This window comes from Chryseobacterium sp. L12 (genome assembly GCF_056133985.1).
On the sequence record NZ_JBVYOF010000012.1, the window covers coordinates 106365 to 128374 of the forward strand.

General features: G+C 35.2%; 14 protein-coding genes. 4 read left to right on the forward strand and 10 right to left on the reverse strand.

All coding sequences use genetic code 11. The features are described from left to right. The first annotated feature begins 3 nt into the window (after positions 1-3). The 4 genes from AC0NBN_RS07280 to AC0NBN_RS07295 all read left to right on the forward strand — a co-directional run bounded on the left by AC0NBN_RS07280 (position 4) and on the right by AC0NBN_RS07295 (position 6638). Complete coding sequence (locus tag AC0NBN_RS07280) at positions 4-3081, forward strand: DNA polymerase III subunit alpha (protein ID WP_160812818.1); 3078 nt, start codon at positions 4-6, stop codon at positions 3079-3081. 119 nt (positions 3082-3200) lie between these two features. Continuing rightward, the gene (locus tag AC0NBN_RS07285; protein ID WP_160812817.1) at positions 3201-4304 is read left to right on the forward strand and encodes an ABC-three component system protein; all 1104 of its coding nucleotides are present in this window, start codon (positions 3201-3203) and stop codon (positions 4302-4304) included. After that, entirely contained in the window at positions 4297-4779 is a 483-nt protein-coding gene (locus AC0NBN_RS07290) for an ABC-three component system middle component 2 (protein ID WP_160812816.1), read from the forward strand. The genes AC0NBN_RS07285 and AC0NBN_RS07290 overlap by 8 nt, the downstream gene beginning before the upstream one ends. Next, a complete protein-coding gene (locus AC0NBN_RS07295) occupies positions 4776-6638 on the forward strand; it encodes a hypothetical protein (RefSeq protein WP_160812815.1) in 1863 nt (620 codons plus the stop codon). The genes AC0NBN_RS07290 and AC0NBN_RS07295 overlap by 4 nt, the downstream gene beginning before the upstream one ends. Positions 6639-6772: 134 nt before the next feature. On the opposite strand, the gene AC0NBN_RS07300 is transcribed toward AC0NBN_RS07295, so the two are convergent. From AC0NBN_RS07300 to AC0NBN_RS07345, 10 genes are all read right to left on the reverse strand, one after another. Then, positions 6773-7837, reverse strand: coding sequence for a serine hydrolase domain-containing protein (locus tag AC0NBN_RS07300; protein WP_160812814.1), 1065 nt, complete (start codon positions 7835-7837; stop codon positions 6773-6775). A gap of 919 nt (positions 7838-8756) precedes the next feature. Continuing rightward, positions 8757-10529, reverse strand: a complete 1773-nt coding sequence (locus tag AC0NBN_RS07305; protein ID WP_160812813.1) for an endonuclease — start codon at positions 10527-10529, stop codon at positions 8757-8759. A 22-nt stretch (positions 10530-10551) separates the two neighbouring features. After that, complete coding sequence (locus tag AC0NBN_RS07310) at positions 10552-11157, reverse strand: HD domain-containing protein (protein WP_160812812.1); 606 nt, start codon at positions 11155-11157, stop codon at positions 10552-10554. A 100-nt stretch (positions 11158-11257) separates the two neighbouring features. Next, positions 11258-13846 carry a T9SS-dependent M36 family metallopeptidase gene (locus AC0NBN_RS07315; protein ID WP_160812811.1) on the reverse strand — a complete coding sequence of 863 codons (2589 nt, stop codon included), beginning with the start codon at positions 13844-13846 and terminating at the stop codon, positions 11258-11260. A 257-nt stretch (positions 13847-14103) separates the two neighbouring features. Continuing rightward, positions 14104-14877, reverse strand: coding sequence for a phosphatase PAP2 family protein (locus AC0NBN_RS07320; RefSeq protein ID WP_160812810.1), 774 nt, complete (start codon positions 14875-14877; stop codon positions 14104-14106). Between the two features lie 219 nt (positions 14878-15096). Next, a complete protein-coding gene (locus AC0NBN_RS07325; protein WP_160812809.1) occupies positions 15097-17136 on the reverse strand; it encodes a heavy metal translocating P-type ATPase in 2040 nt (679 codons plus the stop codon). A 45-nt stretch (positions 17137-17181) separates the two neighbouring features. Next, on the reverse strand, positions 17182-17661 hold the full coding sequence (locus AC0NBN_RS07330) for an MgtC/SapB family protein (RefSeq protein ID WP_474467761.1): 480 nt from the start codon (positions 17659-17661) through the stop codon (positions 17182-17184). A 14-nt stretch (positions 17662-17675) separates the two neighbouring features. Next, positions 17676-19577 (reverse strand): LTA synthase family protein, encoded by a 1902-nt coding sequence (locus AC0NBN_RS07335; RefSeq protein WP_474467766.1) that lies wholly within the window; start codon positions 19575-19577, stop codon positions 17676-17678. Between the two features lie 92 nt (positions 19578-19669). Further along, positions 19670-21070: a dihydrolipoyl dehydrogenase gene (gene lpdA, locus AC0NBN_RS07340; RefSeq protein WP_160812806.1), complete on the reverse strand. Its 1401-nt coding sequence runs from the start codon at positions 21068-21070 to the stop codon at positions 19670-19672. 31 nt (positions 21071-21101) lie between these two features. Continuing rightward, positions 21102-21998: a cation diffusion facilitator family transporter gene (locus tag AC0NBN_RS07345; protein ID WP_160812805.1), complete on the reverse strand. Its 897-nt coding sequence runs from the start codon at positions 21996-21998 to the stop codon at positions 21102-21104. Positions 21999-22010: the final 12 nt, after the last annotated feature.

The window sequence follows — 22010 nt, forward strand, 5'->3', positions numbered from 1 at the left end:
CTTATGTTTCTCAATTGCCACACCTATCATAGCTTACATTATGGAACCATTTCTGTCGAAGATTTGGTTCAGCAGGCTGTGGATTATAAGCTGAAAGTTTTGGCATTGACCGATATTAATACGGTCACAGGAATTTATCAGTTCTATAAGTTGTGTCAGGAGAACAGTATTAAACCGATTGTCGGAGTTGATGTACGAATTGAAAATGAACAGTATTATGTATGCTTAGCGAAAAATGCCAAAGGCATAGCTGAAGTTAACAGGCTTTTGACCGATTATAATTGTGAGGGTGTTGAAATCCCAAAAGCAAATCCTCAACTGGAAAATTGTTTCGTAATCTATCCCTTAGGAAATATCCCGGAGAAATTGTTAGAGCATGAATTTATAGGAATAAGACAAGAAGAATTAAATCTTCTTATCAATCCCAAATTTAAGTCTCTGATCCATAAAATGGTCATTCTTCATCCAGTTACTTTAAAAAAAGATGAGGAATATGAACTTCATAAAATCTTACGGGCTATTGATTCCAACATTTTACTAAGCCAAGTCAATCTACATGACTGCTGCAAAAAAAATGAAAGTTTCGTTGCCAAAAAACAGCTTTTAGAAAAATTTAAGCACTATCCTCAAATCTTGGATAATACAAAATATTTAGTAGATAACTGCAGTTTTGATTTCGATTTTAAAACACCTAAGAACAAAAAACATTTTACTGACAGCAAGGAAAATGATTTTAAATTATTATCAAAATTAGCTTATGAAGGATTAGTAAAAAGATATGGTCAGGACAACATAGACGCAAAAAAAAGACTGGAAAAAGAATTGGCAGTTATTGATCAGCTGAACTTTTGTGGCTATTTTTTAATTACATGGGACATTGTTCAATATAGCATGATGAGGGGTTTTATGCATGTTGGCAGAGGAAGCGGTGCAAATTCAATTGTCAGCTATTGCATTGGAATTACTGAGATTTGCCCTTTAGAACTAGACCTGTATTTTGAACGCTTCTTAAACCTGAACCGTAAAACACCTCCTGACTTCGACATCGACTGGAGCTGGGTCAATCGGGATGCAATTTTAGCTTATATCTTTAATAAATATGGAAAGGATCATGTAGCTTTTTGCGGTACCAATGTCATGTTTAAAAGAAAATCCAGGTTTAGGGAAATCGGGAAAGTTTTTGGTCTTCCTAAAGAGGAACTGGATCAACTTTCAAAAAACCCAAACGAACAGCAAGATCAAAATTCGGTTGTTCAGGAAATCTATAAATATGAACAGTTATTAGTAGGTTTTCCTAACCAACGTAGTATGCATTCCTGCGGAATTCTGATTTCTGAAGAGCCAATAACTAATTATTCGGCTTTAGAATCTCCTCCAAAAGGTTTCCCTATTGTTCAGTTCGATATGCATACTGCTGAAGATATAGGATTGGAAAAGTTCGATATTCTTTCACAGAGAGGTCTTGGTACCATCAAAGATACTGTTCAATTTTTGGAAGAAAAAAAAGGGATTTTTGTAGATATTGAAGACACCAGAATTTCAAAAAATGAAGCCAAGTGTAATGAATATTTAAGTTTAGGAAATACAATCGGATGTTTTTATATTGAATCTCCTGCTATGCGGGGATTATTAAGAAGGCTCAAATGCGACAATTATAAAGTATTGGTTGCTGCCTCTTCTATTATTCGCCCCGGTGTAGCGCAAAGCGGTATGATGAAGGAATATGTTTTCAGGCATAATCATCCAGGGCAATTTGAATACTTCCATGAAGTTTTTGAAAAAGAACTTGGGGAAACTTATGGAATCATGGTGTATCAGGAGGATGTTATAAAAATTGCTTTACATTATGGAGGAGTTTCGGCTGCCAACGGTGATGTTTTAAGAAGAGCGATGAGTGGCAAAGGACGCTCTCTTTCAGCCCTACAAAAACTAAAAGATGATTTTTTCGAGTCCTGTAAGAAAAAGGGGCATCCTGAACAGCTTTCAGAAGAAGTCTACCGACAGATTGAATCTTTTGCAGGATACTCTTTCTGTAAAGCCCATTCAGCATCTTATGCAGTAGAAAGCTATCAAAGCTTATATTTAAAAGCCTACTACCCTATCGAATTTATGGTATCCGCAATTAATAACGGCGGCGGGTTTTACCGGACCGAAGTTTACATTCACGAAGCCAGAATGTCAGGGGCTCAAATCCATAACCCATGTATCAACCTGAGTTTATATCAGACAACAGTGTATGGGAAAAATGTTTATCTGGGTTTGATGCATATCGAAAAAGCTGAAAAAAAATTAATGCGTTTCATTATAGAAGAAAGACAGAAGAATGGAGACTATCAATCATTGGAAGATTTTGTCAAAAGAGTGGATATTGGTACTGAAACCCTGAAGTTATTGATTTTGGTGGGTGCATTCAGGTTTACTGAGAAAGAAAAAACTGAGTTGATTGTAGAAGCAACATTTTTGTTATCAAAAACTACCATTATGAAATCCTTTATGCCGTCATTATTTGAGACACCTCAAAAAAAATATCAATTACCGATTATAGAAAGACATCCTCTTGAAGATGCTTTCGATGAGATTGAAATTATGGGACTTCCTGTATCTAACTCTATTTTTGATTTATTGAAAACAAAATACCGGGGTCATGTATTGGTGAAGGATTTACCCAAATTTCATAAAAAGCAAGTTAAAATGCTGGCTTATCTCATCTCAAGAAAACATGTTCCGATTAAGAAAAAAGATCATCCATTGGGAAAAGACTTTATGTATTTCGGAACTTGGATTGATGCAGAGGGTCAATATTTCGATACAGCTCATTTTCCTAGAAGCCTTGAAAAATTCCCTTTTAGAGAAGGTGGTGTTTATCTTCTTCTTGGAACTGTTGAGATTGATTATCACTTTCCCACAGTAACCATTACCAAGATGTCAAGGATGCCACTTAGGGATGATCCGAGGTATGCCATGGATAAAGATAAAGCTAAAGAAGTTGAAAACAGTCTTCGTGACGATGTGAGTTTGACTTTTAGACAACCCTATCCTCAAGAACATGAGATAGGATTACCCAGACAAAAGATATTATAAATAATTTAAAAAATAATACTCCAAAAAGAGAATTTTATTTTAAAATTATGGTTTCCCTTTTTATTTGTATGGTTAAAAATTAATAAATTTAGCACCATTAAAAAGAACTTCATATAACTGTGACTACCAAACCAAGAGAAATTTCATTTATAAAACCTTCTGTTAAAAGGCGTATCTCTGCATTACAGATCATGCAAGGAACTGTGATTCCGCCAATTCAGCATGTTCAATTGATGTCAGCAGATAATTATGAACAATATACATTAGAATGGGTTGATGGATATTTGGGCTCTAAATATAATAGGATCAGATTATTTGCTGGTGCAGGAGATAAAGGACGTGATGTAGTAGGTTATTATGATGACGGGAATGTAGATATTTATCAATGTAAGCATTACGATGATAAATTAGCTCCATCCACATTATACACTGAGTTAGGAAAGCTTTGTTATTATACATTAAATAATTCTTATCCAATACCCCTTTCATACTTTATTGTTGCTCCAAAGGGATGTGGACCTTCCCTCCTAGATCTCATAGCTAACCCATCAAAATTTAATTTAGGGCTATTAGATAGCTGGGAAAAGCAGTGTAAAGGAAAAATTTCAAAAAAACAAAACATTGAGCTGTCAAAAGAATTGAGAGAACATATTGAATCTTTTGATTTTTCGATAGTTAAAGATATTGCACCACACGAATTAATAGAGCAACACAGCAAAACCAAATACCATATAATTAGATTTGGGGGTGGAATAACAAAATACCGTGAATTTATTCCTACAGCTGATTTAGAAATACAAACACGTGAACAACAGTACACAACAATGTTATTTGGAGTCTATGGACAGAAATTGATGAAAAGCATTCCGGATGCTAAGACCCTACAGTCTGAAGATCAAATACTGTATAAGCATTTCGGCACCCAACGTAACGCTTTCTACAGTGCAGAGTCTTTAGAAAAATTTAGTAGGGAAAACTTTCCAGATTCTAACCCTCTGCCATTTGAGGATTTAAAAGACGAAGCTGAGAACGTTCTGTCAACAACTTTAGAAATTAATAGTGGCAAATCTGGTTACGAAAGAATGCTTTTGGCTTCTCAGGAAATAAAACGTCAATCATTTCCCAGTAGCCCACTTGCAAATGAAATAAAAAATCTTGATAAAGATGGTCTTTGCCATCATTTAGCAAATGAGAATCGCTTAAAATGGATTGATAATGTATAATAATATTAAACTTTACAATACGCCTCTGGAAATAGGACTAAGATCATTAATAATACTATGTCATACAAAGGCAGATTTGGACATAGAAAAAATTATGTATTTTGACTTTATGTGTTTAAATACTTATGATATGGGCGGTCCAGAGAGCTTACATGCCCCTATTCCAAATCGAGGTGTACAACTCTTTTCTAAAAAAGAACTGATACAAAAAGGCTTAGCTATCATGTTGTCAAAAGAATTAATTGAGTTTAAACCAAGCTCTGATAAAGGTTTTATGTATTCCTCTACTGAAGCTGGACATCTTTTTTTAACTTATTTTCAAACAAACTACTATGTTAAACTTGTAGAGAGATCGAAATGGGTTCTTTCAAATTTTGAAAATTACACACATATTGAGCTTAAACAATTTATAGATATTAATCTTCAAAAATGGGGAGGTGAATTTACAACAACCCACAATTTAGAATTATTATGATTGGTTTTTATATAAAACAATTAGCAATAAAGGGCAATGGTCTTAAAGATGCTACGATCAGCTTTAAAAAGGGGGCTAACTTAGTAACTGGTGCTTCAGATACGGGTAAATCTTATGTATTTTCTGCAATAAGTTACGCTTTAGGTGCTAATGAAGAACCTAAAGATATCAATGAAGGTATTGGTTACAACAACGTGTATCTTGAAATTGAGGCATATGCTGATGAGACTACCTACACTTTGCATAGGGAAATTGGACGGAATCAGATTATGGTAAAACAATCATCAATAGAAAAGTTTATAACTTCTGAAAAAACATATAAGAAATTTTCTACAACTGGTCAGGTAGATAAAGATACACACATTTCAACCTTTTTATTGTCTCTGTGTAATCTAGAAAAAAAACGATTACTCTTTAACCGAACAAAAGGAGTCACTAGAAATTTATCTTTTGACAGTCTCAGGAAGCTGACTTTTGTTGATGAAGAACGAATAATAAAGACAGCATCACCATTTTATTATTCAAGCCAATTTACTAACCAAACAATCGGACAATCCCTTTTAAATTTAATTTTAACAGGTAACGATGCCTCTGATACTGTTGAAAAAGAAGATAAAAGTTCAAAAGAAGCTAGAATTAGTGGAAAACTGGAGTTTTTAAGTGCTCAAATATCGCAATTAGCATCAGAAAAAGATGATATAGTTAATAGCCTAAAAAGTGATACTGCAAATGATAGTAATCACTATTTGAATTTAGATCAAGAATTACAATTAAATTTAAATGAGGCAAAAGACTTGACAAAAAGAAAGAATAATATCACTATCCAACGGCAAAGTCTTCATGAAGAATTAATCTACACATTAGAGCTACTAAACCGTTTTACAATTTTAGAAAAACAATACATGACGGATACAGAACGTTTGGGATTTATTTTAGAAAGTTCAGCCTTAGCGGCTCAGCTTGGAGATACTATTTGTCCGATTTGTTCTTCGTCATTGGATGATAATCATTTAACGCATCTGACAGAAAAGGAAAACTTTAAAAATGCAGCTGTTGAAGAACTTAAAAAAAACACTTCAAAACTGCATGGATTAAAAGAAACTATGGAAACTTTAAAAAATGATGAAAAGAAGATTCGTAAGGAGATTTTAATAGCGGAAACGGATATGCAAGAAATTGAAAAAGATCTTGAAAATAATTTCTCACCAAAAATTCAAACCCTTAAGGCTAGTCTTAGCGGATTTCTCAGCATTCAAAAAGCACATAATGAATTAACATTCATAGATACTCGAATTTCAAAATTACTTACAGATAAGGATCGCCTTGAGAGTATTCTTCGTCAGAAAAATAATACTGAAGAAGTAACCATACTCTCTTTTTCTTTGCTGAATAGTTTAGCTACTACGATTGAAAGTAGATTAAAAAAATGGAATTATGAATCGCATGTAAAAGTAGATTTCGATTCAAATTATAAGATTTTTGACATAGTTATTTCAGGAAAGAGTAGGAAAAGTTATGGAAAGGGTAAGAGATCAATTTCTTATGCAGCTTGTTTATTTGGATTATTAGACTACTGCAATAAAAATAGCAAGGGATTTTCGAATTTAATTATTATGGATTCTCCTTTAACTACTTTTGAAGAAAAGAAAAAACAAGTTGAGGATATTAATGAAGTTCTAACTTCTCAAGTGTTAAAGTCATTTTTCTTAGATTATGCCAATTTACCAAAAAATAGCCAGGTAATTATTTTTGATAACAAAGAACCTGACGCGGAAACTTACGCATCAATAAAAGACAAAGTAAACATTGAAATATTTACTGGATCCAACGAGGGGAGATCTGGCTTTTTTCCCAAATAAAATTTATATAAATTATTATGATTTGTTAAGCTAAAATTGTCATCATCAGTCATTCTAAAGATAATCTCAATTATGGGAAATTTTATTTTTGGGCATCTTATAAAAATAAAAGAAATAAAAAATATCTAATTGAGTCATTTTTTATTTATAATTTTATTTACAAGTTTCAAAGCATAGCTTGTCAATTTCGTATCTGCATTATTTGCCAAAATCGCTACAGCAGAATTTTTTGAAGGAATCAATATTACAATGCTTGAACTTCCATAAGTGCCACCATTGTGAAAATATACGGTTTCATTATTAATTTGATGAATACCCCAACCTAAACCGACTGCCTGTTCTTGATTTTCTAACTGGTTTTTAAGTACCATTTCTACAATATCTTTCAGTTCTTTATTCTCTTTTTTAAGATGTATATTTAGAAAGTTTAGTAAATCAGACATTGTGGTTTTAATACTTCCCGCTGGGCTTAGCTCAGCCAGTTGAATCAATGGCATTACCTCCTTTTTTCTATGGGGTATCGCAATATTCGTTATTTGATTTTCTTCAACTTTCAGAAATGTTGATTTTAAGTTTAGTTTATTCGTAACATACTTCTTAAAAAGAAGATTGAAGCTGGTTTTTTCACTTCTTGACATTGCGTAAGCCAATATTCCAATTCCAAAGTTTGAATATCTGACTTTTCCGTAGCTGTCCAAACTGTCCGTGTTCTTAAGAACCGACATCATAAAGTCTTCAGTAAATAAGGCATACGGATTATTTTCATCAAATCCCTTTAAGTTTGACAAACTTTTTGTATTATCAAATTCCGGAAGTCCGGAAGTATGGGTCGCCAGATCAATTAACCTGATTTTGTTTGCCCATTCTTTTCCTTTTACAATATCCTTTGGTAAATATTTTGACAGTAAATCTATACGCTTAATTTTCTTTTCTGTTTCCAGTGATGCTAAAATAAATGCTGTGTAAAGCTTAGTTACAGAACCGATTTCAAAAAGGGTTGTACTGTCTACATCTTTTATCTGATGGGTATATTTACCCCCATAATAATATGTACTGACTTTACCATTTTCGATTACCCCAATGCTCAATCCTACATTACTACTGTCGGTAAAATGAATTTTTGAAATGCTGTCAATCTCCATTTTTAATTTCTGTCCAAACAGCGTTTGGGTAAACAAGAAAAGCAGTATTACGATCATATAATTGTTTTGTTTCACTAACCTTTTATTGGATATAGATCGTGTAAAACTCAAATATAATTTTGTCATTGATTGAAGTTTTTATTAAGACAATTACAAAAAGGGTTACATTACATTATTAATTTAATACCTACTACATAAAATAGTATTCAGAAATTTAAATTTCATTACACTATTTTTCTCTGCGCCAGATAAACAATAATAGTATGAGATTTATTAGTAATAATAGTACTCTTATAAATTGTAAAACGTACGGCAATTAACTAATAATCACCATACGTTGATAAATAAAACTATAGAACGATTTAAATCTTTAAAATTAATTCAATTTGTGACAATCATTAGGCTAACTCTGCATTGTCAAAGTTCTTTATTATTTAGTATTATACATGAGGATAATCAGCAGTCATTTTATAAACTATAAGCTTTTAATAATGTCACAAAAACTCTTTTCTTCACTATCTGACGTTAATAGTATTTCAAATTTATCTAACCGATCAATCAAGTTTCTTTTTAAAGAAAAACTAAATGCTTTCTCTATTCTTTGTAACTTTTGCTGGGGTTTATAAAACAAAAATGTACCTCCTTGACAGTCACAAATGTCATTCACTTCCTGATTACACAATACTAAAAGATCACTATTTTCTTTGAGTAGTACAAATGCTATAATCTCACTTTTGTCTGAATCCTGGATTGAAAAATAATTTTATCTAGATAATTTATCCTCTTATTAGGGTAAACTACCTGCGGTAAAACGCCGTTATCAGCAAGCTTTACAGTCAACGATTTACTACGTGCTGACATATAACGTGGATAGTATGGAATCTGACTGTGCAAAATTGACGAAGTGATAAAGATTGTTAGTATTATAAAGAGCACTTTCTGTAACATAATACTTAAAATTAGAAACCTTATTTCATTAGTCTATTATAAACTTGATATTTTTTTTATCCGTTTTAAGCATATAAATGCCTTTAGCTAATCCATCAAGTTTTATTGTATTGGATTTTTTAAAAGGATTTATAAATTTTTTATAGAGTCTACCTGATAAATCGTAAATTTCACCTATTGTGATGCTACCTAAGTTATTTCCTTTAACATATAACTCATTGTTTTTAACTGGATTTGGATAAATACTGAAATCATCATTTTTAATAACTTCTACAGTTGACAGTGTTGAACAAATCCATGAAAGATTATCAATAGCTACTCTGTTCGCTGATATTGGGTTGACCAATTTAATAACGACATCTCCGGTCACATTAATATTATTAATAGTCGTAGTTGTTATGTTTTCATTATAGGGAATTGTTCCTACAATTGAACCATTAACCATAACGTTAAGATTTGAGGCAGTGCCTCCGAACTTACGCTGAGTGGTAACTGTCAGACCTTGTATTCCACCAGAAATTACACTGCTGGTCAGGTCACCATTCTGGATAACGATTGCTTTTCCATTAATAGTCTGATCGGTTCTGGCATCAGTAGCAGTCCAGGTTATATTATTGTTAGTCCATGTTCTCGTTGCGTAGCTTGAAGCGGCTGCAGGAATGTTAGAGAAATCTTCAGTTCCACAGCTTCCGGAACCTCCAGATCCTGCAAGAGTTGTCTCAGTCGCAATATTACTTTGTGCTGAAAGATTACCTGCGGCATCTTTGGCAACAACATAAAATTGATATGTTGTTAAGGAATTCAAATTTTGTACTGTTGACGAATTTGCTGAAACTGTAGCCTTTAAAATTCCATTGGCGTAAATATCGTATCCGGTTACCCCGATATTATCAGTAGATGCGGTCCAGTTCAGGTTTATTGTAGTGGAAGTTGGATTGCTGGCAATCAGGTTTGCAGGAATGGAAGGCGCTTGAGTATCGGGAATTTGTGTTCCCCAAACTAAGTTTACAAAGTTAGGATTGTCAATGTAGGGATTTCTGTTACCCTGGTAAGCGTAAGAAGCATTGTTTCGGGCTATTTCAAATGAAGAAACAGGATCTGAATAATTCCATGCTAATAATTGATCAAGTTCCCATGCCTGAAGTCCCGGATATGCAGTATTCCCTAACATATTTCCACTTCCAAAACCCGACAATTGAGTTTCATACCGCGTTACAAAATAGAATATCATCCTGGCTATGTCTCCCTTAAATTCATTGATAGGCTCAAATACTGTTCCTGAGTATCCAGGTGAAACAGAGTTTCCTAATTTTGAACCGTTTAATGAAGTGAAAGATGCTGTACCCACTTGTCCAAAGGGAAAATTTGATCGCATCCCATTGACTTTTCCATCCGTAGGGGTAACAAAATGGATATCTGACCGCATCGGCAGATTCTGATTGAATAAACTTTGCGGAACAACGTGCTCTCTGTTATAACAATCCCCTTCATTGGAATATGAGCCACAGGTATTGGATCCATGGTTATAATTATAAGGATCTGTACCCGAAGGATTTTCAGAATACATGTCCAGTACCGTTCCGTCATTTTCGTAGAAATAGTCGCGGTCAGAAGTTTGAAAGCCTGTCAATAAAGCATTATAACCATTGTCTACATGGCCGTTGGTAATGATAACTTTTAATTGACTCTTAAGTGAAGCACCGGAAAGACCCGCTGTACCATTGTAATAGTTGGGAGGAGCCTGTGCAGATACTATGGAAAATACAAGGCTCGTTAAGATAGCTAAAATTAATTTTTTCATTTTTTTAGATATGACGGATTATTTACTGAACTGGAGGGATTAACTGCAATTTTTCTTTAACGGCCTGCACATTGATTTCCTTAAATTGAGACAGAACAGTCCTACCGTATTCTGTATAATATTCATGATTTCTCAAAAATTCATAATTTTTTGACTGCCATTCTTTATCTTTTAAATACAGACCCTGATTGATTTCAAGTTCTATCCTGAGTAACTCTTCATAAAAAGGATAGTTGGGCTTACATAAATGATACATATCGGCATCTCTGATTATTTTTTCTGTTAAGGATGCTGGTACATGAGCATATCTCGTTGAATTTATACATTGTATGACCTGCTCAATAAATTCCTCTGGGAAAATCAGTTCCTTCAGAAAATGCTCTGCAATTTTTACGCTTTCATCTTCATGTTGTGTATACTTCTTTACATATCCACAATCATGAAACCATGCCGATACAATCAAAATATCGAGTTCGGTTTCAGTAATATTTGAATGCGCAGCTATTTCAGATGCGGCACCCACAACATCCTGAGTATGTTTTAGATTATGAAATAATAAATTTTTGTTTTTTGAAACTGTCAGTAAAGTAGTTACGTACGCTTCAATTTCTTTCAGGTATTTGATCATTTTTTTAATAAAATTTACAGTTCTGCTTTATACTGAATAGTAATCCTGTATCATCAATAAAAAAGTTGCTTCAGAATAATCCTGAAGCAACCAAGGCTAATTATTTGTTGATTATAATTTTTGTAGCTTTTTCCAAACCTAGTCCTTTCACTTTTACAAGATATGCTCCATTGGTTAATTTGTCTGTAGAAACAGCTTTCTTAGAATCAGGAGATATTTTATTTTCAACGGAAATCAATTTTCCTGACATATCATAAATTTCTACGTTAACTTTTCCGATTGTATTAGAAGGAAAGTTGATATAGAATTCATTTTTTGCAGGGTTTGGATAAATGGTAATTCCCAAGTTTTTATTTGAAATTGTTTCTTCTGTAGACAGTACACAATCTCCGGGAATGCCAAAATCTTCTGTCTGATCATTTATATTAGCTTTAAGACCGGCAGATGCATTGATTCCAAGACCTCTTTTAGCAAATGTCCTCCAAATCATACATCGGTCTGCGCCGCCAGTGGTATTCATTTCGGCTGCCAGAATTGCATTTCTGCCATCGATGAAAGTCGGATTACAAGCCTGAAGTTTCAATGCGTCTGTTACCAGTTGTAAAACTCTCGCACTCCCGCTTGTGGTTCCTGATGTTACATCAGAAGCATAACCATATTTTGCTACATACTCCCAGTTGAGATCCCAAAGCATAGTTGCCCAGGTAAATCCAATTGAATGAACATTGGGAACTATAGCTGAACCGTTATTGTACTCCATACCATTGGTATCGCCATATGTATAGTCATTTATACTGAAATCAGGAGAGTATTTTGCGGGTCTGATTCCTCCGCCGGTAATAGGTTCACCTTGGGCGTAGGTACCTACTCCTCTTGCTACAGAGGCATTGTCTCCTGGCTTATTGGTCAGCAACAACGCATAAAAATCCGACCATCCTTCACCCATCTGCTCCTTGCTTTGTGAAGAAGATAGACAGCTGTATCCATTTCCTGTAAGTCTGGTAGAGATTCCGTGTCCATACTCATGTGCAACAATACCATTATCAAAACTTCCGTCAGGAGTAATCGTTGTTGACGGATCATTTTTTAAAGTGACGTTTACAACTGCATTTGTATTGAGTTGTGTTTTAATGTACTCCCCCTCCTCATTGGTAATGATGACAGAAGGTATTGAGATCGTAGCATCATTTCCTGCCATATTTCCGATATTTGAACCGTTTGCAGCATTATTATAAATAATTACAGCTGATGCTCCTGCATTTTGTGCATTTTTAACTTTAACGGAAAAATTACATGTTCCTCTTTCAATCAATCCAATTTTGCCGGTAAGAGAGCCTGGGGTCAGAGCTGTACAGCCATCGATGATGTTCGTTAACTGGACATTGGCAGTTACACCTGTTACCGTAAGTCCGGGACCGAACTGTGCAGTTCCCATCAAAGGCTGTCTTTGGACTGCAGCAGAAGGACTGTTATAGAAAAAATTCTGATTTACCGAAGACCACAGATACATCTGCATGTAAGAGATATTACCGTCAGGCAGTGTTCCGAAATTGGCATTGTTCAATCCTCCTCCGTCTTGTGCTTCTGTTTCTACATAATCATTGCCTAAACCACCATTCCCAAAGTTGTTCTGTTGAAAATTTCTTGCAGATTCAGTGAACCCGAATTTATAAAGAATATCATGTACCCTGTTGTTAACATAAAACAAGTTGGTAATGGATGCAGACTGATTATCGAGAGGTTGACCATAGATACTGAAAGGAAAATCGAAATTTCTTGATGCTCCCCCATCAGGTATAAATCCCTCGGTATCCATATTGGCAGAATCCTCATAGGCATGTATGTTATTTCCTCTTGTGGTCGTGTAATGAGTTGTTCCGTCAGAATGCCAACCTTCAGGAGAAGATGCAGGCATCCATGGATTCGTAAGAACTGCCCTGTTTCCAAAAGTCGGAGCTTCGACAGGTAAAGGGAACACATTGTAGGTAGCAGTATTAGGAGCTAAAAAAGACACATCTGCCGGAGTTTTATTTACAGGACCAATAAATGCGTTATAACTGTGTTCATGTCCGTAAGCACCGGGATGAAAGGTACATGAAAGATTGAGGTTTTCTTTATGCAAAATATTTCCTGTTTTCGCATCTACTATAATATCCCAAGAATTCGGAGATTTTGGCTCGCGTAGAATAAACTCATAGGCAAATTTGAGATGTCCCTCCACTTGAATATAAATCGGTCTCTGTTTGACGAAACGCCTGTCATCATTAGAGGAATCTGAAAAATTAAGAATCTTATAATCTTTAACTTCAGCACTACCTATCAATTCTGCAATTTTATTAAGTGCGTCCTCCTTTTTAAAAATATTCGCGTCCAAATCAGCAGTTTCGTAATCTTTAATGAAATTATCAGAAAAATAAACAATCTTTCCATTTTTTATCAACGCTGTCGCAACGGCATTAAAGATGGGAAATCCTTTGTATGTCTGCTGAATTTTGACTACATCCCCATTGAGAGATTTTGATGGATCTGTGTTGTCAGTAATAAAGTCGGTAAGACCAGACTTTTTGTATTCCCTAAGCGTATTGCCGGAAATATAGTTTTTGATCAGTACATCATTGTTCTGTGCCAATAAATCGTTGGGAAAAATTGCTAAAGAAGCAATTAAAACGGGTAAAAGTGATTTTTTCATTTTTTATATCTAGAATTTATTTATATCATATTTCATAAATAATTGTTTGTAAAATCTCAGTGGAAATTCATTCGATGATAGGTAGAATGTTTTTTATGCTGAGGATGTGCATATTTGTTAACCTGATAGATCATCAGGAGTACAATAAAAAGACTAAAAAAAATTATAAAAAAAGTATCTGTTGATGATAATCTGTATTTGCCTTTTCTTAGCTTTTTTCTTCTCATTCTTCTTCGCAAGCTCATAATACTCGACAACTAAAAAATTAACTGATATGAAAGACCCATCATATTACTTTGATTGCTCCTTTGATAATAAGGAGCAATCATTGAAAATGATTTTTTCTTTTTTTTCTCAAACAGGGATATAATCTTAGGGTAAAGCCAATAAGAAAGCTCGGTGGAGAGTATTCCAACTCCGGCACCTGCAAATACATCAGTTACCCAATGTTTGTTATTGATTACCCGGTATACACTTGTAAAAACCGCAAATGAATATCCAGATATTCCAAGCCAGTAATTGGCGTCTTTATATTCACGGAATAAAAAGTGGGCAGTCGAAAAGGCAACAGCAGCATGTCCTGAAGGAAACGACATATTATTGGATTTATCAGGTCGTTCTTCTCCGATAAGTTTCTTACTTGGAAGCACGATAGCCGCCGTCAAAGCCTGGCTGGTTGCATACATAATTGTTCTTTCTTTAAAATTATGTTTACCCTCAAACCCTGCTATATTCAAGGCATAAACCATTGCAGCAGGGACATATTGTGTATAATTATCCAGTTTTGAATTGGACAAATTATGTTCATTGACTTCTCCTCTTACATCACGATCTATCTCTTTCAACTGAGGAACTGCAAAACTGATGGCTCCGGCTGTAATCAAGCTCGCCGGAACAATTAGTTTCTTGTAACTTAATTGATGATGCTTCAAATCAGACATCTCTAAAGAATCATAGTAATCTACAGTATTTAACTTCAGACTGTCTTGTGCTGAGGATAAACAACAGATCTGCATCAATAGTATGAGCATATATTTTTTGAAAAATTTGTCATGTGAATATGCATTTTGAATTACTTTCTGTGGTTATTTTCGAACATAGTTATTGCTGTTCCGATATAAAACCGGAATAAAAACAATAGAATTCTATTTATTTAAAGATTAATTAGATATTGGAGGTTGCTTTAAAAACCATCATAAAAACTTCCTTTTATCTATTGAAATGTAATGTTAAAAAAATCCGAAAAGTAATTATTCAAATTTCATTTTCTGAATTCTTACGGCATTCAGAATAGCAATAAGTGAAACACCTACATCAGCAAAAACAGCTTCCCACATCGTTGCCAGCCCTCCGGCTCCCAGAACAAGTACAACTGCTTTCACTACAAATGCAAGTATAATATTCTGCCATACTATTTTTTTTGTCTGTTTTCCAATATTAATCGCCATTGGTATTTTTGATGGCTTATCATCCTGAATAACAACATCCGCTGTTTCAATAGTTGCGTCACTTCCCAAACCACCCATCGCAATACCTACATCACTTAAGGCAACAACAGGCGCATCATTAACTCCGTCTCCTACAAATGCAACACTTTCTTTTCTAGCTTTAATTTCTTTAACCTTATTGACTTTATCTTCAGGAAGGAGATCTCCGAACGCACTGTCAATTCCAATCTCATCAGCTACATACTTTACAACGCTGCTTTTATCACCACTTAACATTGTGGCCTTCACATTAAGGTTATGAAGTTTATTGACTGTCTGTTCTGCATCTTCTTTAATACTGTCGGCAATGGTAATGAGTCCTGCAAATTTTCCTCCATAGGCTATTGCAATAATGGTGTATACAATTGTTGTAGGATCAATATCATATTTGACATTGAATTTATCCATTAGCTTAAAATTACCTACCAGTAAATCTTTTCCGTTCACAGTCGCTTTAAGACCGTGACCTGCAATCTCTTCCGTATTCTCAAGATTAATAGAATTATCAATTTCTCCAACATACTCGTGAATAGCAGTCGCGACAGGGTGTGTTGATTTACTCTCCAGTGCATATACCAGCTTAAGAATTTCTTTCTGGTCAAAATCAGGCTGAATTTGAACTTCCTGAACTTTAAAAACACCTTCTGTCATTGTTCCGGTTTTATCCATGACAACGTTTTGTATCTCAGCAATTTTATCGAGAAAATTACTTCCTTTAAATAAAATGCCGTTTCTGCTTGCGGCACCAATACCCCCGAAATATCCTAAAGGAATCGAAATTACCAATGCACAAGGACATGAGATCACTAAAAATACCAGCGCACGATACAACCAATCTCTGAATACATAATCATCAACGATGAAGTATGGGATAAGGCATATTAAAATTGCCAGGACGACAACTATTGGCGTATAAACACGTGCAAATTTTCTTATGAAAAGCTCTGTTGGTGCTTTTTGTGATGTTGCATTTTGCACAAGCTCTAAAATTTTACTCAGTTTACTGTCTTCGTAAGCTGTTGTAATTTTCACCTGTGATACCGTCGTTAGATTAATCATTCCTGCCAGTACAATTTCCCCCTTCGTTTTTGTGTCAGGCTTACTTTCTCCTGTAAGTGCAGCCGTATTAAAAGAAGCAGAATCACTAAGCAGTTCACCATCTAAAGCCAGTTTTTCTCCAGGTTTTAACTGAATAATTTCTCCAATGATCGCCTGAGCCGCTTTAATTGTTTTAGGTTTGTTATCCTCTAAGATTGTTACCTCATCAGGACGCTGATCAAGCAATGCTTTAATATTACTTTTCGCTCTTGTAACAGCTAAAGTCTGAAAGGTTTCCCCAACAGCATAAAATAACATGACGGCTACTCCCTCGGGATATTCAGAAATAATGAATGCACCTATAGTAGCAATACTCATCAAAAAAAACTCTGAAAATACGTCACCTTTTATAATACTTTCCGCAGCTTCTTTGATAACCGGCAAACCAACTGGAGCATAAGCAGCAATGTACCATACCGTTCTTACCCATCCGGAAAACCATTCCATCTTAATATAATTGTCAAATACAATTCCTGCCAGAAGCAATATCAGGGAGATTGCAGAGGGTAAGAACATTTGAAAAACAGTTTTATCGGTGGAGCCGTGATCATGGCCATCATCATCACTGTGATCGTGGTTATGTCCGTCACCGGAGCTGTGCTTTTCTTCTTTTAACAATTTATTTGCTTTTTTATCAATCTTTTCTTCTTGTGGTGAGCAACAGAGCTGTTTGCCCTGAGCATCATATTCGTGCTTATGTTCCATAATATATTGTTTAGAGGTTTTTACTTATTTCAATAACTTTTTTAATTACACTACTTTATTATTTTTACCGTCATCCTCACCTTGTTTTTCTGAAAAGCTATTTTCAATCATTCTTTTATACCAGTTAAATTTACTCAGAGATAATAAAAAGTAAATTAAAACAGTAGAAAAAATAGCCAGTACATACATATTGAGAGCAACTGCAGAGCCAATTGCCGCCGTTGCCCACAAAGCTGATGAAGTTGTTAAGCCTAAAAGGCTGTTGCTTTTATCCTTAAAACTTAAACCTGCACCTATAAAACCGAGTCCTGTAGCTATTGCTGCGAGCATTCTTGCTATAGCAGATTTATCATCTGTTAGATGAGATGCAATTGCAACAAACAGACACGATGCCAGAGTAATTGCACCAAAAGTCCTGATTCCGGCATCTTTATGAGATGTTTCCCTCTCAAAACCTATAATGCAGCCTAAAACCAGTGACAACAAAAGTTTCGCTGCGATGAGTAACTCAAAGCGGAGATCCATATTCATATCAATTATTATTTTTGATTCTGCTTCAAACCATTATTTTTATAAAGATAGTAGGCGGTCTGATAGTTAGCAATTGCCCTTCCTACTATTTCCTGCTTAGGTACCACCGCAATCTGTTCGTTTTTTTCCTGTACATATTTAAAAGTTTCAACTTTTTGTTGAGGAGAAAGGATAACAAGATTATCATTTTCCATATAGGCAAGTTTTTGGTAGGTTCCAACAAATATTCTGGGAATATAACTATCACTAAGTACATTTTTCCCATACAGATTACTTGTATAATTCCATCCTAAAAGGTTAAATAAAGTAGGATAAAGATCAATTTGAGAACACATTTTGTTAATTTTTAAAGACTGCCTTTCCTGAAGATTTACAATCAATGCGGGAATATGGTATTTTGATATATCAATTTCATTTTTCCCGGCGCTGCTGGCGCAGTGGTCTGCAACAATGACAATAACAGTATTTTTATACCATGGCTTATTTTTTATCTTTTTTATAAATGCTCCTATCGCATAATCCGTATATTTAACTGCTCCTTCTCTTCCTGAACCGGAGGGAATATCAATTTTGCCATCCGGATAAGTGAAAGGTCTGTGATTTGACGTAGTCATCACAAAATCGTAGAAGGGTTTGCCTTTTTTATATTGCTCATCTGATTTTCTTATTACCTCGTTGTAAAGATCCTCGTCACAAATACCCCATGCGTTTTCAAAAGTAACATTTCGATCATCTACTGAAGTTCTTGGTGCGTAGTAGTTTTCTTTTGCAAATGCATTTCTGTTTCTGTCAATGATAGCATATCCGTTATCCCCAAAATATTTGTTCATGTTATCAAAATAACCATCCCCTCCGTAAAAAAAACTTGTATCATAACCCTGGTGGCTGAAAATTGATCCTACTGTAGTGAGATGGTCATTGTTTTTTCGTCTGACAATACTGTTACCGGGTGTAGGGGGTATTGCAAGGGAAAGAGCTTCCATTCCCCGAACTGTTCTCGTACCTGTAGAATACATATTTGTGAATAAAACACTTTCGTTGGCAAGGGAATCCAGTACAGGAGTTATCCCCTGACTATTTCCAAAAGTTTTCATGAAATCTGCACTGAAACTCTCCATTGTAATCATAATGACGTTAGGTCTTTGTACGGTTGTTACAGAAGATTCAATTTTTCTTTCAATTGAGAAACTGTTCTGCAGAAATCTGGAACTGCTGTCCTTTAAATCATTTTTAATAATTTTAAAAGCATCCCTGTTATCCATAAGCTGATAAAAATGATCGTAATTAATTTCATTGTTGTTATAAGCAGAAAAGAAAGAATAGATTCCTGATTTTGACAGTTCATTTTGATAGCGGTTGGTACTCAAATCAGCAAAACTGTTTTCGACTGAGAAAGCATAGACCACTGTTGCTATTAAAATTCCTGCCGTTATTTTCAGCCTTGACAAAAATCTTGTATTACCTTTAAAAGTATCTGAAAAGTAGTTTTTTCGGATACAGAAAAAGATGACAAAAAATGTGAGGATAATCATCACTGCAATTAATATTGGCAGTGGATATGATTCATTAATATTATTAATTACTTCGTAGGTGTAAATAAGATAATCTACCGCTATAAAATTAAACCTGCTTTCGAATTCCTGCCAAAAAGTTATTTCAGCAAAAAAGGAAAAAAACAGAATTAATATACCAAGTGAAAAACAAAAGTAGGTAATGATTTTATTAAATCGGGAATCAACAAATCGTTGAGGTAAAATCAACAGATAAATACTATATGGAAATATAAAAAACAAACCTACCCCCACATCATACGCAAAACCTACTAGAAATACTCTGATAAAAGCGGCCACCGAAAACTCAGCCTTTTGAAATGAGGTCAAGGCAAATCCCAGCCTAAGTATCAAAGACATGATGATAAAGAATAGAAAAAATCTTATAAGCAATGTGTAGCTGCTTTTAAACAAGTTTTTGAGTTTCATGCCGAGAATAGATTTGTGCAAAATTAAATGTGAATAGCAATCCCAAGAACAGCCAGACAAGCTTCACGAAGAGACTCATAATACGTGGGATGTCCATGTGAAATTCTTGCGATATCTTCAGAAGCAGCTCTGAATTCCATTGCGGTTGTAGCCTGTCCTATAATATCCGATGCCCGCTCCCCTATAATGTGGATTCCGAGAATTTCATCTGTCTTTTCATCCGTCAGAACTTTTACTAGTCCTGTGGTATGGCTGCTGGCTATGGCTCTGCCTGAAGCTGAAAACGGGAATTCACCTACCCTGAACAGCCTACCAGAAGATTTTAACTCTTCTTCTGTACTTCCCACTCCTGCAACTTCTGGACTTGTATAGACAATACTTGGAATAAGATTGTAATTGAGATGAGGTTTCTGCCCTGCAATAGTTTCAGCAACAAAAACACCTTCTTCAGATGCTTTGTGTGCCAGCATAACTCCCTTTACCGTATCACCTATTGCGTAGATTCCCTTAATGTTGGTCTCAAGATTTTTGTCAGTTACAATCTGTCCTGTTGCTGATAGCTGAATTCCGGCATTTTCAAGATTCAAACCTTCAGTATAAGGTTTTCTTCCTGTTGCCATAAGACAGTAATCTCCTTCAATAAATACTTGCTCGCCCTCACTATTTTCAGCACGGACAATTATTCCAGTGGGGGTGTGAACAGCTTCTGTGACCTTATGCTTCATTAAAAACTCAAAACCCTGCTTTTTCAACGACTTCTGCAGCTCGATACCCATCTTTCCATCCATACCGTAAACAAGTCTGTCCATGTATTCAAGAACAGTAATTCTGGCACCGAGCCTTGCATAAATAGATCCCATCTCCATTCCGATAACCCCACCTCCTACAATGATCAAATGTTTAGGAATTTCCTTCAGCGAAAGAGCTTCCGTTGAAGTTATAATACGTTGTCTGTCAATTGTAATACCAGGTAATGAAGCAGGTTTTGATCCTGTCGCAATGATAATATTCTTAGCTGATAACTCGATCGTATCTGATTCTCTCTCGACCAACACAGTATTTTTATTAAGAAATGAACCAAGACCATGAAAAACTTCCACTTTATTTTTTTTCATCAGAAACTTAACTCCTCCGTTTATTTTGGAAACTACCTGGGATTTACGTTGTACCATCTTATCAAAATCTACTGTCACATTTTCTGCTGAAATACCGTGTTCACTCATATCATTTTGAATCCCGGCAAACCTCTCGGTGCTGTCGAGCATAGCTTTAGATGGAATACAGCCTACATTAAGGCAGGTACCTCCCAAAACGGCATATTTTTCTACAATCGCAGTTTTCAGACCGAGTTGAGCGCAACGGATTGCTCCTACATAACCTCCAGGTCCTGAACCAATAATAATTACATCGAACTGATTTTCCATACTTCTGTTGTTTAAAATGGTTAACAAAAACTTATAGATGAACTTCGCCTTCCTGATGACCTTCTGTCTCGATCTGGAACGTAGTGTGTGAAATTTTAAATTCTGTAGTCGCTTTATCGGAAAGTGTTTTTAACAAAACATTGAGATCTTCACTGTGTTCAGCTATGACATGTGAACTCATTGCATTGAGTCCGGAAGTAAGTGACCAGACATGAAGGTCGTGTAACTTTTTTACGCCTTGAACGGATTCCAGAGACTTCCTGAGTTCTTCAATATTCACATCTTTCGGTGTTCCTTCCAGTAAAACATTAACTGCTTCTTTTAGCAATCGCCATGTTCTTGGAAAGATCAGTAGGCCTATTGCCGCCGAAATGAGCGGATCAGCATAATACCATCCAGTTGTAAGCATTATAATTCCCGCAATCATGACTCCAACTGAAGTAAGAGCATCGGATAGAACTTCAAAATAAGCACCTTTCATATTTAGGCTCTCATCAGAACCTTTCCTGATAATAAAAATTCCGACAATATTTACAACCAATCCTATCCCTGCAACAATCATCATGGCACCACTTTGAACCTCTGGAGGATTTTTGAGTCTTTGATATGCTTCAAATAACACATATACTGAAATACCCAGCAGGATCACTGCGTTAATAACGGCAGCAAGAATCTCTGTTCTGTAGTAACCAAAGGTCTTTTTGGAATTGGCTTTTTTCTCTCCGATTTTGATTGCCATGTATGCCAGAAATAAACCGACAACATCTGTCATCATATGTGCCGCATCGGCAAGTAATGCCAGGCTCTTGGTGGCAACTCCCCCTATAACTTCAGCAATCATATAACTTCCACTCAGACAAAGAACAATCAATAGGCTCTTCTTGTGTTTTCCGGATGCCGAAACAGTATTTACAGTATTGTCACTCATAATTTAACTTTT